17 protein-coding genes are annotated in these 19,045 nt (G+C 41.5%); 14 read left to right on the top strand and 3 right to left on the bottom strand.

Annotated features, from left to right (window positions below; genetic code table 11):
* The first annotated feature begins 95 nt into the window (after window positions 1–95).
* Window positions 96–632: a hypothetical protein gene (locus N483_RS05595; RefSeq protein ID WP_023402040.1), complete on the top strand. Its 537-nt coding sequence runs from the start codon at window positions 96–98 to the stop codon at window positions 630–632.
* Here the strand turns inward: N483_RS05595 and N483_RS05590 are convergent, their stop codons facing one another.
* On the bottom strand, window positions 633–1,382 hold the full coding sequence (locus N483_RS05590) for a spermidine synthase (protein ID WP_023402041.1): 750 nt from the start codon (window positions 1,380–1,382) through the stop codon (window positions 633–635).
* 137 nt (window positions 1,383–1,519) lie between these two features.
* Between N483_RS05590 and N483_RS05585 the strand changes: the two genes are divergently transcribed.
* The 7 genes from N483_RS05585 (at window position 1,520) to N483_RS05555 (ending at window position 9,160) form a co-directional block, all read left to right on the top strand.
* Window positions 1,520–2,323 (top strand): substrate-binding periplasmic protein, encoded by an 804-nt coding sequence (locus N483_RS05585; protein ID WP_023402042.1) that lies wholly within the window; start codon window positions 1,520–1,522, stop codon window positions 2,321–2,323.
* Window positions 2,324–2,424: 101 nt separating this feature from the next.
* Complete coding sequence (locus N483_RS05580) at window positions 2,425–3,930, top strand: sensor histidine kinase (protein ID WP_023402043.1); 1,506 nt, start codon at window positions 2,425–2,427, stop codon at window positions 3,928–3,930.
* A gap of 3 nt (window positions 3,931–3,933) precedes the next feature.
* Window positions 3,934–4,389, top strand: a complete 456-nt coding sequence (locus N483_RS05575) for a response regulator (RefSeq protein WP_023402044.1) — start codon at window positions 3,934–3,936, stop codon at window positions 4,387–4,389.
* 127 nt (window positions 4,390–4,516) lie between these two features.
* Window positions 4,517–5,173, top strand: a complete 657-nt coding sequence (locus tag N483_RS05570; RefSeq protein ID WP_023402045.1) for an ABC transporter ATP-binding protein — start codon at window positions 4,517–4,519, stop codon at window positions 5,171–5,173.
* On the top strand, window positions 5,166–7,577 hold the full coding sequence (locus tag N483_RS05565) for an ABC transporter permease (protein WP_036977336.1): 2,412 nt from the start codon (window positions 5,166–5,168) through the stop codon (window positions 7,575–7,577). The genes N483_RS05570 and N483_RS05565 overlap by 8 nt, the downstream gene beginning before the upstream one ends.
* Before the next feature lie 8 nt (window positions 7,578–7,585).
* Window positions 7,586–8,665, top strand: coding sequence for a lipocalin-like domain-containing protein (locus tag N483_RS05560; protein WP_023402047.1), 1,080 nt, complete (start codon window positions 7,586–7,588; stop codon window positions 8,663–8,665).
* Window positions 8,666–8,824: 159 nt separating this feature from the next.
* The gene (locus tag N483_RS05555) at window positions 8,825–9,160 is read left to right on the top strand and encodes a zinc ribbon domain-containing protein YjdM (protein ID WP_023402048.1); all 336 of its coding nucleotides are present in this window, start codon (window positions 8,825–8,827) and stop codon (window positions 9,158–9,160) included.
* Window positions 9,161–9,207: 47 nt separating this feature from the next.
* On the opposite strand, the gene N483_RS05550 is transcribed toward N483_RS05555, so the two are convergent.
* A complete protein-coding gene (locus N483_RS05550; RefSeq protein WP_023402049.1) occupies window positions 9,208–10,911 on the bottom strand; it encodes a GGDEF domain-containing response regulator in 1,704 nt (567 codons plus the stop codon).
* Window positions 10,912–11,577: 666 nt separating this feature from the next.
* Here N483_RS05550 and N483_RS05540 point away from each other — a divergent pair.
* The 4 genes from N483_RS05540 to N483_RS05525 are packed head-to-tail and all read left to right on the top strand — an operon-like array spanning window position 11,578 to window position 15,607.
* Window positions 11,578–12,684 (top strand): hybrid sensor histidine kinase/response regulator, encoded by a 1,107-nt coding sequence (locus N483_RS05540; protein WP_023402051.1) that lies wholly within the window; start codon window positions 11,578–11,580, stop codon window positions 12,682–12,684.
* A gap of 53 nt (window positions 12,685–12,737) precedes the next feature.
* Complete coding sequence (locus tag N483_RS05535; RefSeq protein WP_023402052.1) at window positions 12,738–13,715, top strand: ABC transporter substrate-binding protein; 978 nt, start codon at window positions 12,738–12,740, stop codon at window positions 13,713–13,715.
* 11 nt (window positions 13,716–13,726) lie between these two features.
* Entirely contained in the window at window positions 13,727–15,169 is a 1,443-nt protein-coding gene (locus N483_RS05530; RefSeq protein ID WP_023402053.1) for a sensor histidine kinase, read from the top strand.
* Between the two features lie 3 nt (window positions 15,170–15,172).
* On the top strand, window positions 15,173–15,607 hold the full coding sequence (locus N483_RS05525) for a response regulator (protein ID WP_023402054.1): 435 nt from the start codon (window positions 15,173–15,175) through the stop codon (window positions 15,605–15,607).
* Window positions 15,608–15,844: 237 nt separating this feature from the next.
* On the opposite strand, the gene N483_RS05520 is transcribed toward N483_RS05525, so the two are convergent.
* Entirely contained in the window at window positions 15,845–17,620 is a 1,776-nt protein-coding gene (locus tag N483_RS05520; RefSeq protein ID WP_023402055.1) for a GGDEF domain-containing response regulator, read from the bottom strand.
* A 247-nt stretch (window positions 17,621–17,867) separates the two neighbouring features.
* Here N483_RS05520 and N483_RS05515 point away from each other — a divergent pair, with 247 nt between their 5' ends.
* Window positions 17,868–18,491, top strand: coding sequence for a LysE family translocator (locus N483_RS05515; RefSeq protein WP_023402056.1), 624 nt, complete (start codon window positions 17,868–17,870; stop codon window positions 18,489–18,491).
* On the top strand, window positions 18,488–18,964 hold the full coding sequence (locus N483_RS05510) for a macro domain-containing protein (RefSeq protein WP_023402057.1): 477 nt from the start codon (window positions 18,488–18,490) through the stop codon (window positions 18,962–18,964). The genes N483_RS05515 and N483_RS05510 overlap by 4 nt, the downstream gene beginning before the upstream one ends.
* Window positions 18,965–19,045 lie beyond the last annotated feature (81 nt).

Genomic DNA, 19,045 nt, shown 5'->3' with positions numbered 1-19,045 from the left:
TTTCTAAACATAGAACAGCCATTGACTGAAAGCACCTTAAATAGGCATGTTAGACTTGTCAATCTGGGATATATGGCTAAGATCGAGCGTTTGAAATGTTTCATTACTTAACTGCTGAGCACCCTATGCCAAAATCTAGAACAAGCCAGTTAATCTATACAGTGGTACTGAATAGAGCTTTTTTACTGTTTCCTTTAGTGTTGATCTGTTTATTAGTGACCAATATAACGGTGGAAGATCTGCGCTTTTTATTTGGGCATATGGATGAACATGGCTACCAAAATATCATAGATAATGAAGCGACAATCACGATTTTATTAATCGGCTTTGGCGCTGTGATGGATGGCCGAAAAATTCTCTCTAAAAGGGCATGGGATAGTAAACAAGACCCTAATCTAGAACAACATAAAATGTTAAACGAAACATCAGAATACTATGGGTTTATGCTGATTGTGATAGGTATATCCATCGAAATTGTTGACCAACTAGCCAGTTACCTACGCAATTTCCAAGTCGAGTTATTAATGTTTGAAGCTTGGTTTAGCATTGTCTTGAATGTGGTCGCAATTGGCGTAATGTTAAAGGCTGCCTACAAAATTGCTTTGATGGATAAGCAAGCGCATCAGCTATAGTTAGGTTAAATGATAAGACAGCCCTTGTGCTTTGCTGGCAGTAAAAAATGCTTGTTGATGCCAAACCGAGCTAAGCTTTTTACCGCCGCAACTCATCACCCAAACAATGTTCGCAAACTGCGCCGCTTTAAAGCCATAAATGAGGGCGTTAGGGTATAACTTGGTGAGCACATTTGAAAGCTGCTCAATGTGTGATTGTTCGGTGAATACGGTATTGATAACAAGCCAACCATTTTTCGTTAGAAAGTTGTTCAGGTTACTGTAAAAGCTGCTATCAAAGATAAAGGGCACGAGCGTTTGGGAAGCAAAAATATCCACCACTAACAAATCAATCTGGTGTTTAGGTGCTTGTTGCACAAAATCATATGCATCCGCACAGTGGATCTGGCTGTCAGTTTGCTGCGGATTAAAAAATTGATTGTATATCTCTATAACTTGTGCGCTTTTTTCAACGACTTCAATCTGTATATCTGGATTATGGGCATTGAGATATCGAAGCAAGCCGCCACCACCTAAGCCCAATTCAAGTACTGTGTTTACCTGCACAGCCTCTAACAACGGAATGGTCATAAATAACATATGAGGAAACATTAAGCTCTCAGGCTCCGCTTTTGACATAGCGGTTTGTAAAACGCCATCAAGGCAAAACCAGCGCAATGTGTCGTTTTCGAATACTTCGAATGTGTGTTGCTCAATTACTGTGTTTAACAGTACGTTTGGCGGTGTCGAATTGATAGATGAATCACTCATAAGACCAGATCAGGAGTTGGACCGATTGTTCATCTTAGCGTTTTATTTCTAGTTTTGTAATATAAATCAGTTATGTTAGTGATGATTCGCTTCGTTTGTATCACTTTAAGATACAAAGTAAGTGCTGTTGATCTTTTATGCGAAACCAGTCAAACTCAACGACCCTTATAGCAAAAATAAAAACAATGTTACGTCGCTGTCTTTTTGTTTTCATCTTGGTCTTTTCTGCCCTCATAGTTACTTCGGCTCAAGCCAAGGTAATTAGATTTGTTGCCGAAGATCTGCCGCCTTATCACTATTTAAATGAGCAGGGAAAACCTGATGGTGTATTGGTCGACATTGCCAAAGAGCTGCAATTACACAGTGGACTTAAGGCGAAAATAGAGATTTTGCCGATGGCAAGGGCCCATCATGAATTGCAGACAAAGTTTGATGTCGTGATGTTGGCTTGGCTAAAAACACCGAGAAGAGAAAAGCACTTTCAATTTTTGGGCACAATGTGCCAAAGTTCAGCGTCATTGATTGGACTAAAAAGCAATGTTCTGCAACTGAGTCAGCTTGACGATGCAAAACGACTACGCACGAGTACAATCAGAGGGTATTACAGTGAGCAGTATTTAAAAGAAGCGGGCTTTTCTGAGGAACATGATTTGGTGCTAGTGTCTCATTACAAAAGTATGTGGCAAATGTTGTACAAAGGGCGTACCGACCTCATTTTAACCAACACAAGAACACTAAAGCGCGAGCTAGATGAGCTCGGGCTAGATCCACAACTGCTCGAATACAAGCTGACTTTACACGATTTCCCCTCTGAACTTCACTTGGCAGCCAATCCTCAATTTTCCAAGTTGGATGCGCAAAAACTCAAGCATTCCCTTGCGGCGATAAAAGCTTCAGGACGCTACGATGAGATAGTTAAAAAATGGCGGTTTATCAACTAGCCCGATAGCGGGAACTTATTTTTATTGATTTATCAGCGCTATGATTTTTCATTGACTACACTTTGAACATCATCTCAAAGTCAGGAAATAACAAAAGCGTGATGGAAACAAGGGAGTTGCAGTTAGAAACCGTATTGGATAGCGTCAAAGATGGCTTTTTTATGACCAACAAAAGCGGAGAGATCCTCAGCTTTAATTATTCTGCAACGCAAATCTTTGGTTACGAAAAACACGAAGTCATTGGCCAAAATATCTCCCTACTTCTACCTGACTCAGAACAGCAAAAATATGCTCAGTATTTACTTGATGTCACCAACTCAACATTTGGTGAGCAAGAAAGTAAAGACTACGGTGTAGGCATTGAAATGATTGCTCTGAATAAAGGTGGCAATACATTTCCACTTGAGCTTGCCATAAGTGTTTTACCCTCTAATGATATTGTGCTTGGTACTGTACGAGATATTTCTGAGCGAAAACAAGCTGAGTTGTCAATCAAGTCCTATGTTGAACATATCGAAACCATTATGGATACGGTACTGGATGGGCTTATCACCATAGATATGCGAGGTGTGATCCACGGTTTTAATGCGGCGGCTGAATCTATATTTGGCTTTCGTGCTCGAGAGGTGATCGGTCGCAATGTTAAAATGCTGATGCCTGAGCCCTTTCAATCCGAACATGATTCCTATCTAGATAATTATCATACAACAGGTGATAAGAAAATCATTGGTATCGGGCGCGAAATAACAGGTAGGCGCAAAAATGGTTATTTATTTCCTATGGAGTTAGGTGTAAATGAAATGACCGTCCAAGGCAAAACAATGTTTGTGGGTACTGTACGTGATATATCTGAACGAAAAGCGGCAGAAATAGCCATAGATTCCTATATCCGAAAGTTGCAGATAAGTAACTCAGAGCTTGACCAATTTGCGTATATTGCCTCTCATGATTTGAAAGAGCCATTACGGGGGTTGGCGAACAATGCACTTTTTTTGGAAGAAGATCATGCCGACTCCCTAGAGGGAGAAGGGCTTAGACGCATTGCTCGGATCCGTTTTTTGTGTACCCGGATGGAAAAGCTCGTTGATAGTTTATTGTATTACTCTCGACTTGGCCGTCAAGATTTGGCGGTTGAAGAAGTAGATTTAAATGAGCTAATTGACAGTGTAGCAGAGCTCACTTTACCGGAAGAAACCACCCAAAGTGTACATTTATTAATTCCAAAAGTGCTGCCCAAAGTCACCTGCGATAAACCTCGGGTGTCAGAGTTGTTTCGCAATTTGATATCTAACGCTGTGAAGTACAATAATTCAGCTCGAAAAGAGATAGAAATAGGGGTCAAGTCCTGTGTAAACCCTCATTCTAACGTATTGGAGCAGCAGGTTTTTTATGTAAAAGACAATGGTATAGGTATTGAGGGCCGCTTTTTTGAAGATATTTTTCGAATATTTAAACGGCTCAATGAAGAAGATGATTCGGTGCGTGGTACAGGCGTTGGGCTCACATTTGTCAAAAAGATTGTGGAGAGACACAATGGTCAAATATGGGTCGAATCAGAACTTGAACAAGGCAGCTGTTTTAATTTCACCCTAAAGTTGGGAGAGTGAGAAATGGATAAAGATTTGGGCCTGCTGTTACTGGTCGATGATAATCCCGATGATTTTGAAGCGATTTTAAGAAGCTTAAGAAAAAGTCACTTTATGAATCCAATTCAATGGTGCCAATCGGGCCAAGATGCGAAAGACTTTTTGTATAAAACGGGCAAGTATAGCGAGCATGAACATTTAAAAAGGCCCGTTCTGGCGCTGGTTGACTTGAACATGCCCGGTGTTGATGGTCGACAATTACTCAGGGAGCTCAAAACTGATCCGAAAATGTGTTCTATTCCCATTGTGGTATTAACAACCTCAAGCGATCCTCAAGATATTGAATCTTGTTATGCCTTAGGTGCAGCGTCTTATATTCAAAAGCCCGTTGAATTTGATGACTTGGCAAATGCATTTAAGATTTTAAAAGACTACTGGTTTAATGTTGCGCTATTGCCCTCCATAGATGGTTATGACTAACACCGTGTTGTAGAGGCGAATAGTTTCAAACAGTTACCCAAAAATTGTTACAATTTAATTATTGCTTCTGACTAGATCACGCTGTCCTGAGGGTGCACAATAGGTACGTAAACATCTCGAGGCTGACATGATCCAGTTAAAAAATGTTGTATTTTCTAGAGCCGATGGTGCGGCTCAACGACGCATTATTAATAATGTTTCTGTGACAATTGAGGGCGCGCAACAGGTCGCCTTGGTAGGCGACAGTGGGTCGGGAAAAACGACTCTGTTAAATTTGCTGGCCGGGTTATTGATGCCTGACAGCGGTGAAATCAAAGTTAATGGTACCGTCATCTCTGGGTTTGATGATAATCAGCTTGCCCTTTATCGGCGTCAAATTGGAGTGATATTTCAGCACTACCAACTGCTTGAAGCGTTGAACGTGGCGGATAATATTACCTTTCAAGCGCGTTTAAACGGTCTAGAAGTATCACAACAAACGCTTTCTACTCTCGCTGAGCGACTCGGCATAGCGCACAAGCTTATGGCTTTGCCCTGTGAGTTGAGTGGCGGGGAGCAACAACGAGTTGGTATTGCAAGGGCCATTATCAACCAGCCCAAGGTGATATTGGCAGATGAACCAACCGGAAATTTAGACAGCGAGCGCAGTCAAGAGGTGCTTGAGCTATTGCAATCATTATGCAAAGAGCATCAAATTAACTTAGTAATGGTTACGCACAGTGAAAAACTGGCCGTTCAGTTTGAAAGGCAGCTGAGGCTCAAAAATGGGCAGCTACATGACTGAATTTAAGCTTATATTTTTCGCTTATTGGCAGTTTTACCTTCGTCACAAGGGGCTTTTTTTACTTTTTATACTTGGTTTTAGCTTGGGCACGGCTTTGATAAGTGCTATTTATGGCTTAAATCTAGAAGCTTCGAAGCGTTATACCAATAGCAGCGCGTTACTCGCAGTTCCTGTTACTCACTTTATTAAACCTAACCTCGGCACAGAACGCCTCCCTGAGACGGTGAGAAAACAGTTGTCCCGCCAAACCAACATTCATTTTGAAGTCGTCTTAGAGGGTCGGGTCCAACTCGAAAATAACAAATGGCTCAGCATCAAAGGTGTCAATTTACTTCATTGGGCGTCACAATCGGCACCAAGCTCACAAGCTGGGTTGAATGCACAAAACCTTAGTCGCAAAGCGCTATTTGATACGGTTTTTTTAGACCCCAAAATGATTGCAAGGTTAGGCTCGAACAGACTTAATATCAATGGCGTCAGCTATCATATTTCACCATTTGAAGGGTTGGGTTATCAAGCGCTTATGGACATAAGTTTGGCCGATAGATTGCTTAATGCCAACGGAGAAGTGAGCTATTTAGAGGTGTTTGACTTAGATGAAACCGCCACCACTAACTTAAACCAAGCGCTGCAAGGTAGCGCGAGGCTCGAGCGGGCCGACTCACAGGCCTTTGACACGCTTTCAGGGCCATTTTTCTTTAACCTCCAAGCTCTGGCACTGCTGGGGTATATCGTTGGTGCATTTTTAAGCTTTAATGCAGTTAAGCTGGCGTTTTCTGCTAGGACAACCTTGCATAAACAGTTGTATTTGATGGGCTGCCAACCGAGCAGGTTAAGGCAAGCCATGTTTATAGAGCTGGGATTACTTGGGCTTGTGTGTGCCTATTTGGGGGCATTATTTGGTGTTTCACTGGCCAATGTGTTGGTTGCTGATGTCACGCAGGTTCTGCGCAGTTTTTACCAGTTAGACAGAGCATTGACAGTCCAATTGAATTGGTCGATGGTGGCGCTAGGTTTTGTGCTAAATATCGCGGTGTTGTCAGGCTTCTTTCTTTCACATCGACTAACCCGCTTATTCGCGAAAAAAGGCGTTACGTGGCTTATATTATCTGGACTTTGTAGTGGCGCGGTATTACTTGCCTTGTTTGCAAAAAGTAAACTTGTGGCCTTGTTTCTATGTGCGGTTATATTGTTGATTTTCTTTTGCATTACACCGGGTGTGATCACTCGAGTGTTTTCAACTCGCTGGCCTGTGCAATCGCCTTTGATACTGTGGCTCAAAGGCGATAGTCAGGGGCAACTTAAATCTTTGTTAAGTGCTGTCTTGGCAACTTTGATGGCAATGGGCGCTGCAATTGGTATGTTGGTGATGGTCAAAAGCTTTAGCCATACTCTGGATGGCCATTTGGAAAGCAGGTTAAGTGCTGATTTATATGTACGCCCAGCAGAGGTTAGCACACAAATGCATAGTCAACTGGCGCAAATGCCCCAAGTGGAGAGAGTGGGGGTGTATTGGCAAGCTCGCAGCGAACTGATTGATGAGAGTAAACAAATACCACTTAAACTCGTTAGTTTTGGCCGTGACGCAAGCTTTCATCAGCATGTTACCTTATTGGGCGGCCACAAGGTGACGGCGCAGCACATATCACCTCATCAAGCGAGTATGCCTAGGTGCTTGGTAAATGAGCCTGGTTGGCGTTTATATGGCATTGAAACCGGGCGTATTGTTGAGGTTAGACAAGGACGGCAGGTGTTTGAATGTTTGGTCTCTGGGGTATTTTATGACTACGGCGAGCAGGAAGCGACATTATTGACCGCCACAAGTGTCATAGAACACAGTGGTTTTAAGTATCAAGCGTTTGGCTTTTCACTTTCGCTCATCAATGACGACGATATAAATACAGTAACTGAATATCTAGTTGAGCAAATGTCCATTGAGCGCACTCAAGTGAGCGTGAATAAAGTGTTTAAGCAGTATGCAAAACAACTGTTTGAAAACACGTTTAGCGTCACTCATGCGTTAAACATATTTATCATGTTAATCGCATTATTTGGTGTATGGGTGAGCTTTTTGACACTGGGAAGGCGTCAACTTCAACCTATGGCAGTGCTGCAAACTTTGGGAGTGACTCGTTCACAATTATTGCGGGCCAAACTGCTGCAAACCTTGATTATTTTGACAGTAACCATTGCATTGGCAATCCCATTAGGGATTTTATTGGGGTGGGTGCTCCTGACTTATGTGATGCCTTTGGCATTTGGTTGGAGCATGGCCATGATATTGGATTGGAAGAGTATATTCGCGTTTAGCCTTGTTGTATTAAGTCTGGCCATGTTTGTTGGCGCATTACCTATGCTAAGGCTGCTAAAACGTAACATCGCAGACAGTGTAGCAAAGCTATAGAGAGTCAAATGAAAACAAAGTTTATAGCAATAATAATAGGTTTTGTGTTGGTGATTACGGCGCTATTAAAAATGGATGGTGAAGTAACAAATCCGCCACCAAGTGCTCATCTTTTTTCCTTGCAAAGTGGTGAGGCGGTAGAGCCAGGGACCACTTTGGCGTTTCCTAAAGATCATGGCAGTCACCCTAAGCAAGGCATTGAGTGGTGGTATGTGACCGCAAATTTAGAAAGCACCACAGGTGAAAAGTTTGGTGTGCAATGGACTTTGTTTAGAGTAAGTATGCCAGATATCTCTTCTGATATATCGAGCCCTTGGTGGGATGGGCAATTCTATTTTGCCCACTTTGCGGTGCAAACTGACACGCAGCATGTGGCATTCGAAAAATCGGGTAGAGTATCAGATGTTACGATTAGTGCATTTCCATTTGAAGCTAGGCTGAAGAGCTGGTCATTGGAAAGTGTTGATGAGTCCTTTCTACCTTTGAGCTTAACTGCCAGCGAAAACGGATATCGTGTTGCACTACAGCTCGATAACAGTCCAAGAGTCTTGCATGGCAAGCAGGGGTATAGTCAAAAAACTCAGGACGGTCATGCGTCAATGTATTACAGCTATCCATTTTTAGATGTCACAGGTGAAGTGGAATTTGACTCTCAATACCACACTGTCAAAGGGCGAGCTTGGCTTGATAGAGAGTGGTCATCAGCATTTATTGATCCGAGCCAAGCGGGGTGGGACTGGTTTAGTTTGCAAGCGGACAACCCCGCTGATGGTGGGTTAATGGCGTTTTGCATTCGCTCATCGAGTCGTGGTTATGAATATTGCAGTGCGACGGCGATTGATGAAAATGGACAAACTCGGGCATTTGACAATGATCAAGTTGCGCTGGAGGTCTTGGAGCATATTCAATTGGCAGATGTTACTTACCCAACGCGTTGGCGGCTCAGAGTCGAGGGTTTTGAGCCAATCGACATTCAGAGTATTAACCCTGACTCACGCAATAAACTGAGTATTCCTTATTGGGAGGGACGAGTGTTGAGTCACGGAGGATTTTCAGGTGCAGGTTACGGAGAGTTAGTAGGTTACTAAACTGATAGTTTGCAGGTTATTACGACAATAGCCGTTTGATCAAAATCAGGGGAATAATCGTTTGTGTTAAAAAATTCCCACATTGCGTGGAATTTTTCTCGCGATGTTGCCAAGGAGGGATTATCATGCGCACAAAGAAACTTATATAGGCAGTAAAGTATGTCTTGCCCTCCTTGTCCGAAGTGTAACTCTGAGTATGTTTATCAGGATCAGAGCCAATTAATCTGTCCAGAGTGCGCTTATGAGTGGGACCCGTCAGAATCTGAGGAAGATGATACGCCACAAGTAAAAGATGCCAATGGCACCTTACTTGTCGATGGCGACAAAGTGACTGTGATTAAAGACCTTAAAATAAAAGGCAGTTCACAGGTTATAAAAATAGGCACTAAAGCGCTAGTTAGGCGTGTGTTGGATAAAAAAGATCACGAGCTTGATTGTAAGGTCGATGGTGTTGGTGAAATGATGGTGACTGCAAAGTTCGTCAAAAAAGCGTAATACAACAATTATAGGTGCACTGAGTCGCGTATACAGTGCACTTAGGCTTAGAACGAGCTATTTAAGATACACTCGATTAATGAATCAACTGGCATAGGCTTGCCAAAAAAATACCCTTGCAGGCGAGACACTCCAGCTCGTTGGCACACATCCACATGCGCTTTGCACTCTACGCCTTCTGCGACCGTTTCGATTGAGATCCCATGTAACATGGATGTGAGTCCATCCAGCATCGCTTGGGCTTTTTTATCGTCTACTGTTCTCTCAATTAAACTTTTATCGAGTTTAACGATATCAATTGGGTAATTTAACAAATGCGATATAGAGGAAAATCCAGTGCCAAAGTCATCGAGAGCAATTTGACACCCGCTGCTTTTAATTAACTTCAGTGTTTCTAAAGTCGCTGTATTATTCTCTAGCAGTGCGGTCTCGGTCACTTCAACAATGACATTGCTGAGGTTGACGTGATTTAATTTAGCTTGCTCGACGATAAATGCGTTGAGGTTTAAATCATGAATTTGCAAAGGGGAGAGGTTGATTGACAGTGCTATGTTATTGGAGTTTGTCATATTGACCAGTTGTGCGTACTTAGCCAGAGATTTTTGAATGATCATCCTGCCAAACGTTTCAATCAGTCGGAGTTTTTCTGAAGCAATGATAAACTCAGCTGGCGAGGCTTTGGAGTCACCGACTGGGAGTCTCACAAGGGCTTCGATGGCAATAATTTTGGTGCCTGTCGTATTAAAGATAGGTTGAAAAAAAACGTCAAAATTGTGGTTTTTTATCACGGTCCTAAGTTCGTTTTCAATTTGAAATAGCCGATAAAACTCTCGTTCCAAGGACTCATCAAAAAAGCAGGCTTTGTTTTCTTTTTGCTTTTTTGCCTTATACATGGCGATATCAGCTTGTTTTAGCATGTCTTCCGATGTGGTTTTTGAAGCGCAAAGCGTAATACCTATGCTGGCAGTGCTGTGAATTTGATGTTTATCATAGTGGAATGGCTCATCGAAGCTAGACAGCAGTCGCTCAGATATCGCCAAAGCCGCGTTTGAGTCCCTGACGCCAGAAAATACGAATGCAAATTCATCCCCACCAAGCCTTGCGAATAAGGGGCTTTCTCGAAAGCTTGACTTAACCCGGTTAGCAAACTCCTTTAAAACAACATCGCCAGCTGAGTGCCCTAAACTGTCATTAATCAATTTGAACCCATCGATATCTAACAACATCACAACCACATACCCGTCGAGACTGCGCATATTGACCAACAGCGAGGTGAGTGCATTTTCAAAATATCTGCGGTTAAAAAGCCCGGTTAATGTATCGCGCTCAGCTAGTTGTTTAACTTGTTGATAGCTATGAGTAAGTTTGTTCTGTAAGTCTATTCTTCTTTGAGATTGTTTGATGCATCTAATGAGTTGGGTTGAAGTGACTTCATCTTTAAGTAATAAATCTTGGGCACCGGCATTGATGCAATTAACCAGCAATTCTTCATCTCTATTGTTTGTGATCATAATGATCGCACAATCCTCGCAGATGTTTTTCGATTTTAATGTCATCAACAGTTGAAGCCCATTTTGCTTGGGCATTTGATAATCCAACAATACAATGTCGAATTCATCTTGTGCGATAGCAGTAAGCCCGTCCTCGGCGCTAATTGCTTCTTTTATATTAAATTTTTTCCCTGAGCAAAATAAGGCTTCTTTCACCAGCTCACGGTCAATTTTTTCATCATCAACCAGCAATATATTCATTTGCTGTGCTCCCTGTCACCACGGTGGCTGTGGCCTGATCTTATGATGTACTTTAGTGTTAATAATCAGCCTAGTTTAGGAGTAAATATTTGGCTAGCGAAGTGGCTATTTATTTACTAACTTAGTATTACTCTTAGTTGATGTTTATCTTAATTAAGGATGCTTTTTTTGAGATGCCTTGGTCGGCAGCAAAAGGTACCAATATACGTTGGCTATGGTTACTTAAGAGCCGCGCGAAATAGTGGCTATGCAGTCAGTGGCAAGATACATTTTTTAGTTTACATGGAAAACTTAGCCAGTGATTTACTATACTTTTTTGAAGTTAAGCGCCCAAGCGCGACGGGGACGAATAGCTGGTGTTCAATGTACCTTAAAAAGCATGGGTCGAATGACTGAAAGGTTGTACATGTTGCGTAATTACCTAAATAAACACGGATACTAAAGCGCTTACCTATCATTTTTGAGGGAGCGTATACAAGCACAAGAAAAATCAGTTTAAAAGCAATGAGAATATCTTGCGGTCATTATATGGAAGTATGCCGTGTTGAGAGCGACGCAAGGGCAGGGCCTAGATTTAAAAATAAGAGCCGTTAAGGCAGGAGCTTGAGCACAGCTTAAGCCAGTAAAACGCTAATTTGGTTTGGGGTGAGGTATAAAGGAGTATAGATGGACGTATTGAATGTTTTGATAGTGGATGATAGTGAGGACGATCGCTATTTTTTAAAGAGAACACTGACGAGCGATGGTTCCCATTGGCATGTTTTAGAGGCCGAGTCAGGTGAACATGGCTTAGACATACTGAAAAGCCATCAGGTTGACATTGTTCTGCTAGATTATTCATTACCCGGCACCGATGGATTAATGACGTTATCGGCGATTAATAAACAGTTTCCGCTATTGCCCGTTATTATGCTCACCGGGCAGGGCAGTGAAACCGTGGCTGCGGAGTCAATCAAAAATGGCGCATCAGACTATATAAGCAAAGGCGGCCTCACACACTTGTCATTGATGAAATCAATTAATTCAGCCATACACTCTGCGCGATTGCATCGCAGAATTGAGGAAAAAAATAGAGAACTTTCGCAGTTTGCATATGTATTGGCGCATGATTTAAAACAGCCAGCAAACGCGGTTCGAAAAATGAGCCAAGTAATTGTGCAAAATTACCATCAATGTGTTCCGGCAAATGTGTTAGATAAACTGACACTGATCAATCAATCATCATTGCAGATGTACGGGTTAATTGATGCGTTGGTTTGTTATACCCAATTAGATTTAGACGATTCTCACCTTTTCGAAAAAACGGATTTTAACAAGTGTGTTGAAATAGCAATATCGAATCTCACCACTCAAATTGAATCCTCAAGTGCTAAAATAGCCTGGTCAGATTTGCCATCCATTACTGCGATCCCGAGCTTTGTTGTACAGTTGTTTCAAAACATATTAGAAAACTCCCTTAAATACTCTGAAAGTCAGCCATTTATTGATATCTCTTGCCAGTGTGATGAAACGTGTTGGCACTTCACCGTACAAGATAACGGCATTGGTATCCCACCACAACTAAGGCATAAAGTGTTTGAGCCGTTAGCCCGTTTACACAATAGTGAAACTTACGCAGGTTCTGGGTTAGGGTTGGCTACTGCAAAAAGAATCGTTAACAAACATCGTGGAGATATCTATTTTTCAGATAATGAATGTGGTCAAGGCAGTAAGCTTCATTTTTCTGTCTCGAAAAAGCTGATGGTATCTGAAAAAGTAAATGCGCTCGAGTAGGTCGACATTGAGTAAATAACTACATCCTCGAGAGTGTCGCAAGGAGATATAGTGTGATTATAGGCCGATTCTTATTAATGTGTTTATTGGCATTTGCGTTAAATGCCGAAGCTCGAAAAATATTGATTGTCGAGACGCTTCAAGTGCCTATCGTCACCACTCACACCAAGCAAGTAATAACTCATTTACAACGATTGGATAACCAATTGGAAATTGAGGTATTTGATGGCAAAGGGCAAAGCGCCATCATAGCTGCGCATATTCAAGAAAAACTTGCTTGTCGCTGTTTTGATTTACTGATCGCTAATGGCACACTCGCTGCGAAAATAGGTAAAAAGCTGCTGGCCAATCAAGGTATCCCTATGGTGTTTGTGACAGTGGCTGATCCAGAAGGTGCCGGGCTTACCATGGGTGACAATTCCAGCAGTCACTTTATTACGGGTAGAGCATACTCAGTAAGGCGCGGCACTAAGTTAGAAATCGTCAATCAACTATTTAAGAATGATAAAGTTAACATTGGTATTGTTGCGACCACATACCCAGCTGCTTTGACAGACATACGCAGGATTGAGGTAATAGCGAAACAATATAAAAATATCCAATTAACTAAAAAGGTCATTGAATATCAGGATGTGAGTAATGCCTCACTAGATGATACTTATTTAGCGGCGTATCAAGCCGCAAGCGCGATTCAATCACAAGTGGACTTTTTCTGGTCTGTGAATGGGCCGCTTAGCGAAAAAAGTGAATTTGTCCCTGCTATGTCTATTTTGAAACCTATTTTGTATGGTGCAAATATTAGATCGGTGCAACAAGGTGCGTTATTTACGGTTATTCCTGATCCTGAGTGGACAGGGAAGGAAATCGCCAAAATTGTCGTTAAAATATTAAGTGGTACGCCTGCTAGTAAAATTGAAATTCGTTCTGCGTCAAAGAATATTCTGGCGTTTAACGTCAAAACCGCCACGTCGTTGGGCGTTGTTATACCCTTTAGCTTGCTCAAAATAGCGGGCGAGCATGTGTATCATTAACGAGCGATAAAATGAAACTTAAGTATCTATTATTTATAATATTTTTCCCTTTAATGGTACTTGGCCCTGCAGCGGTGGGGTTGATTGCATATCAGTTTATTGAGCGGACAACTTTCGAAAAATTAACACTGTTAAATGATATGCATACAACAGATTTTATCGGCTTGCATGTCGAGTCACGAAATCAGACCTTAATTAAAAACAAACTAGATGGCTATCCGAGTTATGTAAATGCGTATAAAAAAGAGGTGCTGTTGGAGGTTAAACAAAGCTATGAACACTACGACGGCAGTTTTTTAATTTTTGATAAGACCTTTGATAAGTGGTTTTACAAAGAGGGTTATTTAAAGGGAGATCCTCAGGCGCAGTTAAGCGCAATCGGCTTTGATATCATTGATGGTGTCAATGTGGTGAAAATAGGTCCGGAGCGTTATATCTATTCCAAACACGTATTCTCACCTTGGGGGTGGGAAATCTACGGTATTTATCCGCTATCTATGACCAGCGGGCTTTTACATGAAATTGGCTTCGCTGTATTTTGGGTGTGTGCGTTTATATTAGTGCTACTTTTTGTCATAACCTCCTTTATCTATAGATATTTATTTCTAAACCCACTGACTAAAATCACGCAGTTTTCAGAAAATGTGTCAATGTTAAAGCTAGATAATAAGCTGGAGATAGAGTCGCCAACAGAGTTTGCTGTTCTGAGCCGCTCGTTGGAAACAATGCGGGTTAAACTGAACGACAACTTAGAAAAAATTGAGGCAGCAAATGAAGACCTCAGTGAGTTTTCTTACCGTACCTCACATGACTTAAAGTCACCGCTGACCGCGTCTAAGCAGCTTGCTCAGTACGTATTGGAAGATATAGAAAGCGGTAATTTACAAGAAGCAACAAGCAGTGTTGAACGTATTTTTAATCAAATGTCTAAGTTGGAATCTCTGGTCGACGATGTGCTGTCTTTAACTCGTGTTGACTTGGTCAAAGAAAGAGATGAATTTTTTGATATCCATGATTTACTAGATGAAGTGACAGCAAAAGTAAACGCTTTCTATCACGCTGAACAGTGTGTTCTGACTATGACTGTCGATATGGACGACACCAAAATATTTGGGCAGCGAGTGCGCTATAAGCAAATCATTGAAAACTTAGTATCTAACTCTTTTAAGTACAAAGATGTTGCCAAAAAACAGTGTTTTGTCACTGTTACTATGAAAGATAATGACCATGATAGGATCACACTTGAAGTTGAAGACAACGGTGTTGGCATACCAACAGCGTATCATCATCAAGTCTATGATATGTTTAAGCGATTCCACCCTCAGCTATCTTCTGGATCCGGACTTGGTCTTGCAATTGTCAAAAAACACGTTGATAAATTGAAGGGGTATATCAAGTTTGAAACTTCCGATCAGGGAACTCGATTTACTATTCAAATTAAAAGGAATGAATAAACAATGACGCCATTTTCAATATTGATAGTTGATGACAATGAAGATGATAGGTACATTTTAAAGCGGCAGCTAAGAGACTCGAAATTACCAATTAGCAAGGTATTTGAAGCGTGTGATGGCGTCAATGCAGTAGAATTTTTTGAAGACGGTGAACAACATGCTGCAATGAGCGATGAGGTTTATCCGCCAAAGTTTATATTTTTAGATATCAATATGCCACTTATGGGGGGCTTTGAATTTTTAAAAGTCTTTGAGGGGGTGGTGAAAAAGCTGAGCCTTGATTCAATCATCATTGTTATGTTCAGTAGCTCGGAAAGAGAGCAAGATAGAAAAATGGCGTTGAGTTACTCACAAGTCAAAGGCTACTTTATTAAAGGCGCCTATGGCGTTGACAATTTAACAGAGCAACTAACCTTGATGGTCGATTCGAACAGCTGATGAGCCATTTAATATCTATAGCTATCGAATTGCTATGCAATAAGTGGTGTATAGGAATGTGGGGCAAGTTGCGCAGCAATCCCAGTATAGCTTTGCGCCATCAATTAAAACACTGTTGCCTTCAAACGAATTAGGCGCTTCTTTTTTCGTATAGCCTAATAGTTCAAGTTGACGCGCAAGCGCCTTTACTACGCATATCTTTATCAAGAATTGAAGGCGCTTTACAGGCTATCAGCGTTACTTTTTTGTGCCTTGATTCAAAGGTGAATTGCTGTTCACTACCGTTAAATGGTTAGTGTTATTTTCATCTTCAAGCAATTGTTTTACTTTGTGTTCACTCATGGGTTGGTAATATAAAAAACCTTGCAGCAAATTAATATTTAAATCTGCACAGGTTGTTGATTGTGGGCTTGTTTCAACACCCTCAGCGACAATATCAAAGTCTAATTTAGTGAGCATGTAAGTCAGTCCTTTAAGCATGTCGTGACTGGTTGAGTCCGGCTGCGAAATACTTTGGATTATCGAACGGTCAATTTTTACTATTTTTATGGGAGATTTAAGCAGATAAGGTAAAGACGAAAAGCCAGTACCAAAGTCGTCTAGCGCTAGCCCAATTCCCTGCTCAGCGAGACTGGCTAGGGTTTCATTGATCATTGATGAATTTTGCAATAGGGCTTCTTCGGTTAATTCGAGTATCAGTCGTTCCGGTGGTATTTGAAATCTAGTAAGTGCTTCTATCACCATATAAGCAAAGCCACTTTTGCTTAACTGGCCTGGCGAAACATTGATCGCGAGCTTAAATTGGTACTGCTGATTTTGCAGCATAGCGGCGAAATGTTTAAATGCTGATTCCAAAACCCATTGGCCAATTGACTGGAGCAAATCGGCTTCTTCGGCAATGGGAATAAACTCGGCAGGTAGTTGAGTGGTTGTTGCAATAGGCCAGCGTAGCAAGGCTTCGAGAATCACGATTTTTTCGGATTCTCTGTCAATAATAGGCTGGTATTTAATATCAAACTCTTTATTGCTAACCGCTTGACGCAGCTCGGCTTCTACTTTGTATTTAAGTAAAAAAGGCGCCTGAATGTTATCTTGAAAAATTTCAATCTGCTCGCCTGATTTGCGCTTTGCTCGGTACATTGCAATATCTGCTAGTTTCATCAGATCTTGACTGTGCTCTGCATTATAAGGCGCGATGGCAATGCCAATACTGCCACTGCAATGCAGCGCATGACCGGCAATCTCAAAAGGCGTATCAAGGGTAGCGAGTATGCGCCTAGCAATAACTTGTGCTTGCGATATTGATGATAGTTCACCACAAGCAAATGCAAACTCATCTCCACCTAAGCGGGCAAGTAACTCGTTTTCACGCAATACCTCTTTTATTCTACCAGATATAGCGCCAAGCAATCTATCACCGGTATGGTGACCGAAATTGTCGTTAATATGTTTGAATTTATTGAGGTCTAACATCATTACAGCGGTTAATTCGTTTTGGCGGCGAGCTCGGGAGCAAAGCAGACGATTCAACATTTCTTCGAAATGGAAGCGATTGTGCAAACCAGTCAAAGAATCTCTCTCAGCCAATTCTTTGATATGTATGTAACTCTCATGTAATTGCTGCTCTAGTTCATGACGTTTTCGAGCTTGTAATATGGAGCGTGCTAACTGAGAGCCGGTGATTTCTTGCTTGAGTAAAAAGTCTTGCGCGCCTGCATTAATGCAATCCAAAGCAAGTTGTTGATCATAGATATTACAGGTCATCACGATTGCAGTATGTTTTAGATAGCAATTGCCTCTTAACTCGATAATTGCTTCGACACCGTTGACCAGCGGCATGTTGAAATCAAGTAAGATCACGTCAACTTGTATCTCTTGAATGAGTTGATATGCTTCAATAAGGCTACTGGCCTCGACAATATCATAATGTTGTTGCTCGCTAGAGAGTGTTTTTATCACTGTTTTTCTATCAATTGCATCATCGTCAACGACAAGTAACTTTGTGTAGGTCATATGGTCCTATTCCTTGCATATTCAGCATCGAGACAACAAATGTTGTTTCTGGGTTATTCAACTTTAACTCTAGACCAAACCCTTTGAAGTGAAAGCGTTGAAAGAAAATAGCGGCCAATAAATTGTTTCTGCAAATTGCGATAGAGTGATTAAGGCTCGACGTTTTTTATATACTTTGTTTGAAAAAATATGCTTGTATAGTGATATTGATTTGATTAACACAATGCTGCTTAAGGAAATACTGAAAATGGAGTATTTGATTGCTGTCACCCTATTCGCAATTTCCACGTCAATCACACCGGGGCCAAATAACATTATGGTGATGACCAGTGCCCTAAATTTTGGTATTAAAAAAACCTTACCCTTGCTGTCGGGAATTTGCGTTGGATTTAGTGTGATGTTGCTGGTGGTGGGGCTGGGCTTTGGACAAGTATTTAACTGGTTCCCAGACTTACATTTTGTGATTAAGTGTGCGGGCATTGCCTATTTACTGTATCTCGCTTGGCTTATTGCCCGCTCAGGCGGTGAAACTATGGAATCACAAGCGCAAACACCACTTACGTTTATTAACGGGGCTTTATTTCAATGGGTAAATGCGAAGGCATGGGTTGTCGCAACTGGCGCAATTGCTGCTTTTACTTCATTAGGTGAAGGTTATTACGGCCAAAACATGACAATTGCATTGATATTTTTGGTTGCAGCATTCCCCTGTGTTGGTACTTGGCTTTTGTGTGGGTCTGTTCTTCAACGTGTATTAAAGCAGCAAAAATCTAGAGTATATTTTAATTACGTTATGGCTGCTCTTTTGGTTTTATCCGTAATACCTGTGGTGATTGAAGTGTATACACAGCTGGGTGACAAGGGATTATGAGCGTCAGAGTAACGGTAGTGCATGGGGATCTTTTGGAGCAAAATGTTGATGCGATCGTCAATAGTTGGAATCGCAATATCATTCCTTGGTGGTTACTTTTACCACAAGGGGTCTCCGGGGCAATCAAACGAAAAGCAGGCACAGAGCCTTTTAAAGAAGTGGCAAACTATGGGGCAATTCCACTTGGGGAAGCGCGTTTTACATCCGCCGGTGATTTGAATTACAAAGGGATTATTCATGTTGCGGGGATTAATTTATGTTGGTTTGCCACCGAATACTCTGTAAGCCAATCAGTAAAAAATGCATTAAATCTCGCTCAGCAACATGGTTTTAAGGAAATAGCGATGCCGCTGATTGGAGCCGGCTCTGGCAACAGATCGGCGGATTGGTCTTTTCGGTGCATCATGAAAACACTCCAAGACATTGACAGCCCTGTCGCTGTTAGAGTCGTTAAATACATGTCGAAGCAGTGATGATTTCTCAGTGTAAGCTACCGTTTTTTAAATACTTTTATAGAAGATTGTGACCTGCTGCCCTATACTAAGCGGCTCAAA

This window comes from Pseudoalteromonas luteoviolacea NCIMB 1944, from assembly GCF_001625565.1.
GTDB lineage: Bacteria > Pseudomonadota > Gammaproteobacteria > Enterobacterales > Alteromonadaceae > Pseudoalteromonas > Pseudoalteromonas luteoviolacea_F.
This window is presented reverse-complemented; position numbering and strand designations above follow the sequence as displayed.

What these genes read in the sequence shown, in the direction of transcription:
- N483_RS05525 (WP_023402054.1), top strand. Translation starts at nt 15,173, where the DNA reads ATGACGCCATTTTCAATATTGATAGTTGATGACAATGAAGATGATAGG.
- N483_RS05560 (WP_023402047.1), top strand. Translation starts at nt 7,586, where the DNA reads ATGAAAACAAAGTTTATAGCAATAATAATAGGTTTTGTGTTGGTGATT.
- N483_RS05585 (WP_023402042.1), top strand. Translation starts at nt 1,520, where the DNA reads ATGCGAAACCAGTCAAACTCAACGACCCTTATAGCAAAAATAAAAACA.
- N483_RS05580 (WP_023402043.1), top strand. Translation starts at nt 2,425, where the DNA reads ATGGAAACAAGGGAGTTGCAGTTAGAAACCGTATTGGATAGCGTCAAA.
- N483_RS05550 (WP_023402049.1), bottom strand. Translation starts at nt 10,911, where the DNA reads ATGAATATATTGCTGGTTGATGATGAAAAAATTGACCGTGAGCTGGTG.
- N483_RS05515 (WP_023402056.1), top strand. Translation starts at nt 17,868, where the DNA reads ATGGAGTATTTGATTGCTGTCACCCTATTCGCAATTTCCACGTCAATC.
- N483_RS05565 (WP_036977336.1), top strand. Translation starts at nt 5,166, where the DNA reads ATGACTGAATTTAAGCTTATATTTTTCGCTTATTGGCAGTTTTACCTT.
- N483_RS05555 (WP_023402048.1), top strand. Translation starts at nt 8,825, where the DNA reads ATGTCTTGCCCTCCTTGTCCGAAGTGTAACTCTGAGTATGTTTATCAG.
- N483_RS05540 (WP_023402051.1), top strand. Translation starts at nt 11,578, where the DNA reads ATGGACGTATTGAATGTTTTGATAGTGGATGATAGTGAGGACGATCGC.
- N483_RS05530 (WP_023402053.1), top strand. Translation starts at nt 13,727, where the DNA reads ATGAAACTTAAGTATCTATTATTTATAATATTTTTCCCTTTAATGGTA.
- N483_RS05595 (WP_023402040.1), top strand. Translation starts at nt 96, where the DNA reads ATGTTTCATTACTTAACTGCTGAGCACCCTATGCCAAAATCTAGAACA.
- N483_RS05570 (WP_023402045.1), top strand. Translation starts at nt 4,517, where the DNA reads ATGATCCAGTTAAAAAATGTTGTATTTTCTAGAGCCGATGGTGCGGCT.
- N483_RS05510 (WP_023402057.1), top strand. Translation starts at nt 18,488, where the DNA reads ATGAGCGTCAGAGTAACGGTAGTGCATGGGGATCTTTTGGAGCAAAAT.
- N483_RS05590 (WP_023402041.1), bottom strand. Translation starts at nt 1,382, where the DNA reads ATGAGTGATTCATCTATCAATTCGACACCGCCAAACGTACTGTTAAAC.
- N483_RS05575 (WP_023402044.1), top strand. Translation starts at nt 3,934, where the DNA reads ATGGATAAAGATTTGGGCCTGCTGTTACTGGTCGATGATAATCCCGAT.
- N483_RS05520 (WP_023402055.1), bottom strand. Translation starts at nt 17,620, where the DNA reads ATGACCTACACAAAGTTACTTGTCGTTGACGATGATGCAATTGATAGA.